Annotated in this window: 10 protein-coding genes; 5 read left to right on the top strand and 5 right to left on the bottom strand. The window is 67.9% G+C overall.

Annotated features, from left to right (window positions below):
* Positions 1–3 precede the first annotated feature (3 nt).
* Positions 4–435 carry a hypothetical protein gene (locus tag miv_RS32425; RefSeq protein ID WP_082171981.1) on the top strand — a complete coding sequence of 144 codons (432 nt, stop codon included), beginning with the start codon at positions 4–6 and terminating at the stop codon, positions 433–435.
* Between the two features lie 82 nt (positions 436–517).
* On the opposite strand, the gene miv_RS32420 is transcribed toward miv_RS32425, so the two are convergent.
* The 4 genes from miv_RS32420 to traA all read right to left on the bottom strand — a co-directional run bounded on the left by miv_RS32420 (position 518) and on the right by traA (position 6,981).
* Positions 518–1,429: a hypothetical protein gene (locus tag miv_RS32420; RefSeq protein ID WP_207184027.1), complete on the bottom strand. Its 912-nt coding sequence runs from the start codon at positions 1,427–1,429 to the stop codon at positions 518–520.
* A complete protein-coding gene (locus tag miv_RS32415; RefSeq protein WP_207184026.1) occupies positions 1,426–2,727 on the bottom strand; it encodes a Fic/DOC family protein in 1,302 nt (433 codons plus the stop codon). Before miv_RS32415 ends, miv_RS32420 begins: the two co-directional genes overlap by 4 nt.
* Positions 2,724–3,011, bottom strand: a complete 288-nt coding sequence (locus tag miv_RS32410; protein WP_207184025.1) for a hypothetical protein — start codon at positions 3,009–3,011, stop codon at positions 2,724–2,726. The genes miv_RS32415 and miv_RS32410 overlap by 4 nt, the downstream gene beginning before the upstream one ends.
* A gap of 220 nt (positions 3,012–3,231) precedes the next feature.
* Positions 3,232–6,981, bottom strand: coding sequence for a Ti-type conjugative transfer relaxase TraA (gene traA, locus miv_RS32405; protein WP_207184024.1), 3,750 nt, complete (start codon positions 6,979–6,981; stop codon positions 3,232–3,234).
* Between the two features lie 515 nt (positions 6,982–7,496).
* Between traA and miv_RS32400 the strand changes: the two genes are divergently transcribed.
* Genes miv_RS32400 through miv_RS32390 form a run of 3 tightly spaced genes read left to right on the top strand, consistent with a single transcriptional unit; the run spans position 7,497 to position 10,016 of the window.
* A complete protein-coding gene (locus miv_RS32400) occupies positions 7,497–7,817 on the top strand; it encodes a TraC family protein (RefSeq protein WP_244749139.1) in 321 nt (106 codons plus the stop codon).
* The gene (locus miv_RS32395) at positions 7,801–7,998 is read left to right on the top strand and encodes a conjugal transfer protein TraD (protein WP_207184023.1); all 198 of its coding nucleotides are present in this window, start codon (positions 7,801–7,803) and stop codon (positions 7,996–7,998) included. The genes miv_RS32400 and miv_RS32395 overlap by 17 nt, the downstream gene beginning before the upstream one ends.
* On the top strand, positions 7,995–10,016 hold the full coding sequence (locus tag miv_RS32390) for a type IV secretory system conjugative DNA transfer family protein (protein ID WP_207184022.1): 2,022 nt from the start codon (positions 7,995–7,997) through the stop codon (positions 10,014–10,016). Before miv_RS32395 ends, miv_RS32390 begins: the two co-directional genes overlap by 4 nt.
* Positions 10,017–10,217: 201 nt before the next feature.
* Here the strand turns inward: miv_RS32390 and miv_RS32385 are convergent, their stop codons facing one another.
* Positions 10,218–10,391 (bottom strand): hypothetical protein, encoded by a 174-nt coding sequence (locus miv_RS32385; RefSeq protein ID WP_167349684.1) that lies wholly within the window; start codon positions 10,389–10,391, stop codon positions 10,218–10,220.
* A 958-nt stretch (positions 10,392–11,349) separates the two neighbouring features.
* On the opposite strand from miv_RS32385, the gene miv_RS32380 reads away from it, so the two are divergent.
* Positions 11,350–11,799 carry a hypothetical protein gene (locus miv_RS32380; protein ID WP_207184021.1) on the top strand — a complete coding sequence of 150 codons (450 nt, stop codon included), beginning with the start codon at positions 11,350–11,352 and terminating at the stop codon, positions 11,797–11,799.

Below are 11,799 nucleotides of genomic sequence, written 5' to 3'. Positions count from 1 at the left end.
TTCATGACCAAGGAGACCACAATGAACTTCAAGGATATCTATTATCGCGCAGCCGTGAGCATGACGATGCTGAGCACGAGCGCGATGGCAGCCCTTGCTCAGGCGTCCGGGGGTAGCTCCACCACAGGCGACGCGGCAGCGCCAGTCGAGTTTTTGAAGAACGCGAGGTCCAAAGCGGCAAACTCCGCACTCAACGCCAGCTCCATTTCTACAGGCGGCAACAACGTTGTTATCGTTTTATCCGTTATATTTGCAATAGCAGGCTTCGCCCTGGCCGGCTTCTCGGGAATCAAGATCTATAAGGCTTCACAAGACGAAAATTCTCGGGAGGATGGTGGCCGTTCTGTGATTGCTTTCGTAGTTGGCTGCGGCGTCGCTATCACGGGTATCGTCGTCGGTACGGTTACGAACTACATGACCGGGACGTCCTCCTGAGGGCCGGTCCGGCCCGTACAACGTGACAAAATCGAGAGGCGCCGAGCGGACGGTTCCGCTCGGCGCCTTCTATCAAGGGATCTCAATACGCCGTGATCGCTGATTGCAGCTTCGGATCGATGTGGCGAAGCCAGGCGTAATCGGGAAAGCAGAGACGGCCCTCCGTCAGAGCGGCGGAAGCGAGCGCCGAGACGGCTGAGGCGAGATTTGGCTTCTTCTGGAGCACCTCGTGGACCTGTTTGAGCACCGCGGCCTCCCGTCCGGTGTGGTCGGTGATCGAGACGAGCAGGTGGCCGTACAGGGTCGGCCGCAGGGTAGCGGGCAGTTCCGCTTGCGGATCGGCGATCTGGAGGTCTGCGGCCGTCCTGGCGGCCTTCAGGACGGTCTCGCGCGCCTTGCGATCGGTGATCGGTGCCAGCGCGTCGATCGTCAGGAACAGGGTGGCGGCGAGATGCCAGGGAATGTCCTCCAGCACCGTCTCCACGGCCGGGACATCGAGGAGATCGCGGATCTCCCCGAACCGGTTGGGGCCCACGGGCGGGGAAGGAATCATGACCTCGTCCGAGGCGGGCATCCGGACCAGTCGGCCGGCCGGCATGAACCGGCCGGCGATCTCTCCTTGCGTGAAGCCCTTGGATGGTAGGGTGATGAGTGCGTCGATGTGGTCCCGGCTGCGCTTGCGCCAGGCGAGGTAGCCGATGAGTGCGGTCAGCAGCGCCGCCACCAGGCCGAAGCCGACGCTCGACTGGTAGATCGACACGAACGCGAACGGCCTGCCGGCCGGCATTCCGGTGAAGTATCGGCCCCAGCCCGTGAACCGCCACAGGCTGATGGTCTCGATCAGGCGCAGGGCGGCATAGGCCCGCCCGAGGATCGGCGAGAACGTCCACCACAGGAGGCTGAGCACGGCCAACGTCGTGAACCCGACGACGCCGAGGCCGACGATCCTGGCGGCCGAGACGGTCTCGATCGGCTTCCGATACAGGGCCGTCATCGGGACGGTCCGAGCTGGGGCTCGTCGCGGCCGAGCGTCTGCTGCTGGGACAGCTTCTGCTGGCGGTCGTCGGCGACGACGGCCTGCATCAGCGGCTTGAGGACGGCGCGAACCTCGTCGAGGTCCTGGCCCGTCGGCAGGAGGCTCCTGGCCTGGTCCGGACTGCCCTGGATGAGCGCCACCGATCCCTCCCGACCGAAGCGCCCGATCAGGGCCTTGTCGATCTGGCGCACCTCGGCAACCAACGCGGGATCGGCGACGATTTCACGAGCCGACCGGGTGTTCAGCGCGTTCGCGAGTTCGGGGCTCGGGCCTGGGATCTCGATGCGGTTGCGCAGGGCGTCGCCCGATCGCTGTCCGGCGAGCAGAACGTAGCTCGCCGGGATCAGGACACTCCCGACCACCTGACTGCGCGCGGCCTCCTCTCGCGGCTGGGTCCGGTCCAGGCTCTCGTCGTTACGCAGCACCCGCACGTCGACGCGCGCGTTGTTCTCCGGCATTGCGCGGAAGCTGGGGAGTGGCACCGCCGCGATCTCGCGGTCCTGACGCACCAGGGCATGGTCGTAGTTCGTGGCGACCACCTGGCCGCGGATCTGGGTTCCGGGCTCGGGCAGGAAGATGCGGGGTGCGCCCATCAGCCGGACGGCCTCGAAGGCCTCGGCCGACAAGCGGCCGACGACCGGATGGGCGCGCTGCTCCTCCGAGTACCGCGCATTGCGCACCATCTGGGTCAGGGGGTGGATCTGGCCGCGGGTGGCGAGCACGAGCTTGTCGCGGGTCTCGCTCGGTACCCGGTTGATGAGAGCCTGGTCGAGCGGCTGCTTATGGTGGCGGCCGTACTGCTCCATGAACGCCAGCAGGGTGCGGGTGTTGCCCTCCCGGAACGGGTGGGCCTGGAACAGCGTCGCCATAGTGCCGGCGAGCCTCATCGCCGGCCGGCTCTCCTTGAGGTTCCCCGGCTCCTCGCGCGCCAGGCTCGACAGCGCGGTTCGTACCTGTTCGTCGATCTGCGAGGGCGGCGTGTAGGCGACGCTGCGGCCGTTCAGAACGATCTCGGGCTTCCACAGCTCGACCGTGCGGGTCTCGCCCGCCCACGGGTAGATCTCGGCAAAAAGCCGCTTGTGGATCGCCGCGAAATGCGCCTGATCGAAGTTCCCGAGCACCGGCTCCTTGAGCATCTGGCGCAGGGCCTGGAACGAGACGATCTGCTCGCGCTCGGCCAACGCCTCGGGATCGCGGATGCCGGCGGTGTTCCGGAGGGTGTCGGTGCCCTCGTAGACGTAGGGATCGCCGCTCACGCCACCGCTCCCTTGGCACGGGCCCGGCGCGCGTCGAGGGCCTGGAACACCTCGTCGTTGGTCACCAGGCCGGCAGCCGCGAGGAGGGCGCCGAGGTGGACAGGCGGGCTCATCTCGTTGGCCGAGCCGCGCATGATCGCGACCGCCTGCTCATCCTCGGGGGTGGTGAGCGCACGGGCGAAGGGCGCGAACTCGCCCTCGTCGACGCCCGAGGCGACGGCATCGAGCAGGGTGAGGGCATCCTCGCGCCGGGTCACCAGCACCGGCAGATCGCTATAGCTCATCGGTCACGTTCCTCGGTTCGGCCCGGCCGGTCCGGCGGCTCGCAGGCAGCGTCTCTCGATCCGTCACCAAGACGGCAAAAACTCTCGGTTGTCCTCTCTCTCCTACCCTTACCCATCGTCGCCTCGGCGCCAATACGGACGGCGTGTCCTGATCGTCACAGCGTCATCCGGCGATTGTGCTTGAGGCAATCTTCAGCCCCGATGCCCGAAGGCGGGCGCGCTACAACGTCGGTCCGGGATCGCGCCCACGGTCGAGTTCCCGGCGTTCGTCCTCGGCCTGCTGGGGCTTCACGTCGAGGCGCTGGTCGAGCTCGCGGCGCAGGACCTTGGCGATCAGGTGATCGAGGCTTCCCTGCTTGAGGTAGGTGGCGACGAACCCGCCGCCGGACAGAACCTCGCGATCCTCGAGCGAGAGCCATTGCCCCGGCCCGAGGTTCTTCTCCGCCGTCCGGCCGATCGCTCCGCTGGCGCCGAACCGGCGCGCCACGGCCTCGGCGAAGGCCTCGATCTCCGCCCGTTGCTCGGAGGTCGCGACCGCCTTCGCAACCACGGCATCGAACGCCTGAGTGTTCGAGATCGGAGTCCGGGCGATCGTCGCCAGCGCGGCGGCCGCCGCCGGAGATAGACCCGGCACCTCGATCGCGATGCGACGGCGGTACCGCTCCTCCTCCGGACGCTGCTTATCGGCCATGACCGCGAAACTATTCTTGAGCTCAATGGCGTTCAGCCGGAGTCCTGCATAGGCCGCCTTGGCCTTCTCGCGCTCCTCTTTTTCGGCCTTTGGGACGAAGAGCCAGCCTTCGCGTCCCCGCAGGCCGCCATAGGCGTTTGCGTCCGTAAGCAGTGCCTCGATCCGCTCCCTATAGCCTTTCCCAGGGGTGCGAAGCTCGCCGTAGATCGCATCGTAGAGGCGGCCGTGATCCTTGACCGCCATGCGGGTCTCGTAGCGCAACGCATCCAGTTCCGGCTTCAAGTGCTTGGCCGGATCGACGCGGCTGCTCAGCACCGCCTCGATCGCCGCCTCGTCGTAGGGAACGGCGGCGACGAACGGCTTGAGGGGTTCCACAGGAGCCGCGGTCGCAACGGCGACAGGATGGGTCGCGGCCACGGCCTGCCAGGCCGCGGCGAGCCTGGCAGTGAGCCCATACAGGCGGCGCCACCGCGTCTGCACGGTGACGATCATCTTGCGCGCCCGTTTCACGAGCGCCGGCACGAGAACGGCATGGCCGTTCAGCCCGCGGCGCTCCGCGAAGGCCGAAGCAAGTGCCCGCAGGTCCTGCGGCCGCACGCGATCGGCGGTGTCCTGCTCGGCGTGCTCGAGGCGGTCGAGGGCCTTCTCGAGGGCGAGGAGAGCCGGCGAGACTGAGGTATGGGCGAAGTGCGCATTCGGGTCGTGGCGACCGGTCATCGAGCCGGGCTCAGGCTCGGATGATCCCGACATCGTGCCAGTGATTTCGAGTCGGCCGGCGAGGGCACCGAGCCCCGCGGCGACGCGCGCCGCGTCGAGCAGCGGAACCGGGTTTTGGATCGCCGACTCGGCCGCTTCGTCGACCACCTCGGGCGCCCGCGTCAACGCCACCGCCGCCTCCCGGAAGGCAGCTTCGTCGGCGTAATCGAGGGTCGAGGATTTCGAGCCGTCACGCGACAGCCGGCGCGACAATCCATCGAGCGCAGCCGTGTCGAGCGCGTCCCGCGAGGGCTCGGGGCCGAGCTTGGCTTTGCGCCATTCCGGGATGAAGTCCGCGTGTGCGCCGTGAAGGACGACGGCGTGGCGATGGCGCGTCATCGCGACGTAGGCGAGGTGGCGATCCATGCCGGGCGTCGCCAGGACATGGACCCGATCCAGGGTCGCGCCCTGGCTCTTGTGGACCGTCGCAGCGTAGCCGTGATCGAGGTTGCGGTAGAGTTCCGCGTGCACCTCGATCCGCTCGCCGTCGCCGCGTCCGTCCCGGTCGAGCCTGACCGTCAGCCGGCCGGTCGAGGCAGCCTCGACGGTCGCGAGCATGCCGTTCTTCACGCCGAGCTGGCGATCGTTTTCGAGGAACAGCACCCGGTCGCCGGGAGCGAACATCCGCTCGCCGCGGGCCGTGACGAAGCGGGCTTCGTTCTCCAGGCCGCCGTCAGCCTTGAGGGCGGAACGGGCCATGGCGTTGAGCGCCAGGACGTCGACGTTGGTCTGGGCGAGGATCAGCGTCTCGCTTGCCCGGCCGTCGGGCTTGAGGCCGAGAAAGTCCGGCTTCCACGCCGCGATCAGCGCCTCCCGTGCGGCCTGTCGGTCGGGCGAGAACCGCACCATGCCGGCCTCGCGGTAGACCCCGAGCGCGGCGGCGGCCTCGCCCCGGGCAAAGGCCACGCTCGTGCGCCGCATCGCCGGATCGACCTGGCGCCAGATCTCCGACAATTCGGCGTAGCCGATCGTCTCGACGATCGCGCGGAAGCCCGCGCCGGCCTCGATCGGCTGGAGCTGCATCGCGTCGCCGACCAGCACCAGCTTGGCGCCTCGCCGCTCCACCTCCTGGACGATTCGCGAGAGCTGCTCGGAGGCGACCATGCCGGCCTCGTCGAGGACGAAGACGTCGCCGGATTTCAGGAGGTCGCGCTCGCTCTTCCAGGCCAGCTCCCACGAAGCCAGCGTCCGGCTGGCGATGCCGGCGCTCCGCTCCAATCCCTCCGCGGCCTTGCCGGCGAGGGCGCCGCCGACGACCTGATGACCGGCTCCGACCCACGCGGCCCGAGCGACACCGAGCATGGTCGACTTGCCCGCTCCGGCGAACCCGACGACCGCGGCGATCCGCTCGGGCGCGGTGACGTGGCGGACCGCTTCGCGCTGCTCTTCCGACAGCTCCGGCCGGGCGGCGAAGGCCCGGTCGAGAACGCGATCGGGCACCCGGTGGCTGGTATCCGCGTAGAGCCGGCCGACGTCGGCCTGCATCGCGACCTCGGCCCGCAGGAGCGCCCGCGTCGTCCAGCGCGCCGGCGACGTGACGCGCCCGCTCTCGGGGTCGAAGACCTCCTCGGCGACGGCGACGAGGTCGGGCGACAGACCGAGCCTGAGCCGCACCGCCTCGAACGCGACCGGATCGTCGATGTAGCGGAAGACGACGCGCGCGATGTCGCGCTCATCGAAGACGGACTTCTCGCGCGAGAGGATCGGCAGCAGCGTCGAGGGATCGTCGATGATCGCCTGCGCGTTCCGGAGCCGCTTCTGTTTCTCGGCCTCGACCCGATCGGAGATCTTGCCGAGCGCCGCCATGTTGACCGCGTGGACGCCGATATGCTCGGTCGGCTCGATGCGGATGCCGGCCTCGGCGTGGGAGCGATGGTCGATGCGCAGGTCGAGGCCGGCCGCGGCGAGGTGGGCGTTCGTGACTTCGGCCCACGAGCGTCGCCACTCGACCAGGTGCTTCATCGGCCCGGCCAGCGCCTCGTAGCGAGGCTTGCCGTCCGGCCGGTAGACGACGTTTCCGTCGCGGTCGCGGGCCACCTCGTACTTTCGCGCGAAGCCCTCCTCGGTCATCGCCCGCAACGGGACCATGACGTGGATGTGCGGGTTTCCCTCGACATCGTGTAGGGCCCAGTCCGCAACCAGCCCCTTGGCGGTGATCGCTCCCTCGACCCATTCCCGGGCGAGCGCGACGTTCTCCTCGAGGGCCAGCTCGACCGGCAGGGCGATGTTCATCTCCATCGCGAAGCCGGTGCCCTTCAGGCCCTCCTTCTTCTCGACGGCGTTCCAGAGGTAGGCCGAAGCGCCGTTCTCGCTGCGGCCGTCGATGCCCTTGCGAAACCAGGCCGGAACGTTGGCCGGCAGGCTCAGTTCGGTGTGGGCGACGTGCTGCTTGCCCTCGTAGGAGATGATCTTTCCGTCGGCATGGCGCGACATGGTGGCCGCACGGCGATAGGCGGCGGAGGCGACGGCGCTCTTGCCGGCGCCCGCACTGATCACCTGTGCGGAGAGATGGTAGATGGCCAAGCGAGGGCTCCAGAGCTTGGCTTTTATCAGCGAAGCTGACGCAGGGAAATTCCGAATTTCCCATTAAGTGCGCCCCTTCGTGAAACTCAGGGGACTTTGCGGAGGCGCTGTGCGCCGTAGCTCCGCTTAGGAGAGGCCCCTTCGGGGCCGAAGTGTCAATCCGGCATAGTCGGTTTGCGCGACGGGCAATCGGACACCGCTGCCGGGAGGTTGGGCGGGCCCGTGGACGGGAGCGCCATGACCGGAGCAGCCGGATCTCCGCGGCCATGTGGGTGCCGCCGGGAGGAGGAGCTTGGCCGCATCGGGCGGCGCCCGATGCGTGGCCATAGGAGCGATTGGTGGCTCGGACGAACCGCCAGCGTCGGCTGCCGACCTCAGCCGTCACGCGCCTGAAGCGCTGGACGGCACCCCTTGGAAGGTCAATGGGATGGTGTGACGCAAGGACAACGGAATGCAGGTCCGATATATCCTGCAGCTGTCATACCATGACGTAGCGTTTCCCAATCTCATCGCCGATGTTAACGAGCGATCTCCAACGGAAAGGGGAAATGGCATCTATGGCCAGGGTGAAATCGCGCGCGGCGCTCCTCGCCGAGATCGAGGAGGCGACCAAGCGCCTCAAGGCTCACGACAAGGCCGAGGCCGAGCGGATCGGCAACCTGGCTCTGAAGGCCGGCCTCGCTTCGATCAGCATGCCCGAGGAGGTGCTGCTCAAGGCCTTCGAGGAACTGGCGGCCCGATTTCAGGCGGAATACCCGGCGGTGGCGGAGCCAAAGACAAAAGGACGTCGAAGCGCTGGACCGGCTCAAGCGGGAGCTGATGTCCAAGCGGAGTGAGGAGCGGAGCCAGGACGCTCACAGGAAGATCAAGCTCGGCGGCCTGATCGTCAAAGCGGAGCTCGCCGACATTCCGACCAACGTCCTGCTCGGGCTCCTGGTCGAGGGGCGTGAGCGCATTCGTGACCCTGGCGAGTTCGAACGGCTCGCCCGGCTCGGGGATAGGGAGTTCAAGACATGAAGTGGATCAACGGCGTTTTCGTCGTCGCGATCGGGCTCGCGCTGTACCTCGCATTCTCGCTCGTCCTCGCACCCCTGGTCGTGTCATTCTACGTCGTCGAGCCTGGCCATTCGATAATGGTTCAGGCCATGCGGGGGGCCAGCGTCGCGTTCCCTGCGCTCCTACTGTTTGCCATCTGTGGGCTCGCCCGGACCGGGGACAGCGGCCGTGTGGTCGCCGGGTTCTCGTCGCTGTTCCTGATCGCGCTGTGCGCCTGGACGGTGCGCGAGGAGATCTCCCGACTGAGCGCGCTCAACCCGGGCGCCGACACTCGTGCGGTCCTGCGCCAGACCGACATTCCGCTGTTCTGCGCGGTGTGCTTTGCGGGCTTCGTCGCCTTCGTCGCGCCGGTCGTCTCGCTGGTCCGGGTGCGGAGGACCACGCGCGGTTACAACAAGCCGATCCGCTCGAAATCGGCCGCCCACGGCGATGCCGAATGGGCGTCGATGGAGGTCGCCGGCGACTTGTTTCCGGAGGACGGTGCGCTGGTGCTCGGCGAGCTGTACCGGCCTGACCTCGACCCGAAGAGCCAGTCGCGGATCTTCAAGCCGGGTGATCGCAAGACCTGGGGCTCGGGTGGGCGCAAACCCCTGATGGGGTTCAACGCCGATCTCGGCTCCGGGCATGGCCTGATCTTCTCCGGATCGGGGGGTTTCAAGACCACCGGCACCGTGATCCCGATGCTGCTGTCGTGCCCTTGGAACTGCGTCGTGCTCGATCCGTCGACCGAGCTGTTTCCGATGCTCGCCGACTATCGCCGGAAGATGAGCGGACCCACTGGCCGCCGTCGGGTGATCTGCATCACGCCGAAGGATCTGGAGAGCGGGTTCAACGTGCTCGACTGGATCGGGCGGGGGGAGAACTCGGCCGAGAAGGACATCGCGGCCGTGGTCGGATGGATCGCCACCGGCCAGGTCAAGCGCGCCGATCCCAACGACTTCTTCCGCAACTCGGCGCTCCAGCTCATCCGCGGAGTGCTCGCCCACATCGTCCTAAACAGGGGGTTCGACGCGACCCGGGCACGCACGCTACGCACCCTGCGCGAGGTCATCTCCCAGCCCGAACCCGACTTCCTCGAGCAGCTGAGCGGGATCCTTCGTGCGGAGGAACTCGACTCGTTTGCCGCCCTCGCCCTCGGCCCGTTCATATCGATGACGCCGCAGACGTTCTCGGGCGTCTACGCCACTGCGGCCGACCTGACCAACTGGCTGTCGTTCAAGGAATATGCCGCGATCGTGTCGGGCGGAAAGTTCTCCAGCCTCGACCTCATCGACCGCGACATCGACGTGTTCGTGGCGCTCGACCTCCAGACGCTCCAGGACTATCCGGGCCTGGCGCGCGTGATCATCGGCGGGCTCATGAACGCCCTCTATCACGCCAATGGCGAGATCAAGGAACGCGTCGCCTTCATCCTCGACGAGGCGGCGCGGCTCGGCAACATGAGCCTGCTCGAGGTCGCCCGCGACGCCGGCCGCAAATACGGCATCGTGCTCGTCATGGTGTACCAGGCGCTGGGCCAGCTTCGCCAGCAATGGGGCGACAAGGACGCCGTCTCGGCGTGGTTCGAGTCGACCTCGTGGCAGAGTTTTTCCGCCGTCACCGACGGCGAAACGGCCAAGATGCTGTCGGAGCGTTGCGGGTATTTCACGCAGGAGGTCGTGTCGTTCAGCCAGCAGGCGCGGACGGGCAAAGGCTCGGGCGGAGTGAGCGTTTCGGCCTCGACCTCGCTGCATAAGCGGGCCCTCATCATGCCCGACGAGATCATCAACACGATGCGTCGCGACGAGCAGATCCTGTGCGTGCCCGGGATCGAGCCGATCCGGTGCGGGCGGGCGATCTATTTCAGGCGCGACGACATGAAGAAGCTCGTCGGTGAGAACCGCTTCTTCCTGCGCGAAGCGAAGGAAGCGGAGGACTACCTGGCCGAGTTCGAGAGTGAGCAACGAGAGGCAAAAGGAGCTGCGCAACATGCGGCCTGACGGCTGCTCGCCGCGGCCCCGGTCGCGGCGAAACCCGTCCGTCGGACGGGCTCGGCGTCCGCCCGTAGGGGCGGGCGGCGACGGGGCCGAACGATCTTTTCCAAGCTTCCCCGATCGAGCACGCCGCATGGCACGAACCAGCGTCGAGCCTTCCCCCGGTCGGGAACGAAGGCCGCCCGAAGGCGGCCCTGGAGGAGGGGTTCAGGCCTCCGTGGAGTGCACGTCGATCGCGGCCTGGGCGGCCTTCAGCTGGGCCTGGGTCTCGCGCCGCTCGCGCGGGCAGGAGAGGGAGGACAGCTCGGCCTTGAGTTCCTCGATGTGGGTGACGAGGGCGAAGCGGGCGGTGTCGGAGAGGGTCGAGGTGGGGCGCGGCATCGTCGGGGTTTCCTGAGGCGCTCGGGACCGTCCCTGCGCGATGCGCCCCCCCAAACAGGCGGTGGCTCCGCCCGCACCCGAAGGGCCGGAGCGCAGCGGAGGATCGGCCGGACTGGCGATTTTGTCCCGCGAGGAATGGCGCGCAGCGCCAGGGGAAAATCGCCTGGCCGGACGGTTGCGGGCGGAGACGCCGTCTGTTCCCTTGTCGCCATCGTGTTGGGACGGTCCGTCGCTGTGGCGACCTCACTACCGCGCTTCACCGCCGCTTCCGCATGGTCGCGTCGACTGGCCAAGACGCGGGCAGGACGCGGGTGGGCTGACCGTCTCCCACGCTCGCCGCGGCTCCAGACTGGCGCGGGAGGGCGCCCTCCAACGCACCGCCGCCGCTCGCGATGGCGCCCCGCGCGGGCCGCCGCCGGCACCGCCCTCGCCACCTGGGGCTCCCTCGCGTGGGCAGGGCCATTCCAGTCCGGCGCGGGAACCTCCCTCACCGCTTTCCGGTCCGGCATACGGTGTTGGGATGGTCCTTCAGGATGCGATCCCGCTGGTGGTCCATCGGACCGAGCGCTGCGCCCGCCGCCGCAGCGAACCTCATCCTCTGACCGCGTTCGGCGGTCCTGAGAACGGGCAAGCGCCGTCACCCCGAACCGCTCTCCCGATCCCTCTCTGTTCGAGCGAATGCGGCGCTGCCGCAGCCTAGCGGCAACCTCTTCATCCGGCTCCGCCTGTGCTACCGTTACGGCAGCAGAACAACCTAAGGGCAGCCATGGCATCCGACGTTTCGTCACGACCGATCGGCCTTCCGGCGGGTGGTGCGGCGCTCCACCGGATCGCCGCAGAACTCGGCGTTCCACCGGCCGCCTTTGCCGACCAGGAGGGCCCGCTCAAGGCTCATCGCGAGACCGCCTCCCTTCTGCGGGATTGGTCGACGATCACGAACCCGGCCGACCGTCAGCAGGTGCTCGACCTCGTCGAGGCCCTGGCTGCGTCACGCTCGGCCCCGCCGGTCTGGACGCCGCTCAAGGCCGTCTACGACGCGGGAACGATCGTCCATCTCGACGTGGCCGGAACGGCCGACCTTCGGCTTCTGATCGGGTCGGGCGATTGGGTCGTCACGGCGATCGGCGTCGACGACGTGGGCGCGCTGATCGAGGCTTTCAGTCTGGCGGCAGGGGAGACCGTCTCTTGCGTCGGGCCCCATCTCACCGTGGTCCAGATCGACGGTGGCGAGGTCCTCTACCGGACCGCCTACCGCGTCGTCCGCATGCCCCGCGTCGCCTACGATCGGATCGCCGGCATGGTTGCCACGCTCATCGCGGATCCGGCCGTTCAGGCCGCTATCGAGGCGGCTTCCATGGGAAAGGCCGCCACCTCGCGGGCGGCGGCCTGGATGTGTGCCCCGGGGTAG

It is taken from the genome of Methylobacterium indicum, from assembly GCF_017347565.1.
In the GTDB taxonomy this organism is placed as follows: domain Bacteria; phylum Pseudomonadota; class Alphaproteobacteria; order Rhizobiales; family Beijerinckiaceae; genus Methylobacterium; species Methylobacterium indicum.
The sequence above is the reverse complement of the archived record's forward strand: the minus strand, read 5'-3'. Positions and strand labels throughout refer to the sequence as shown.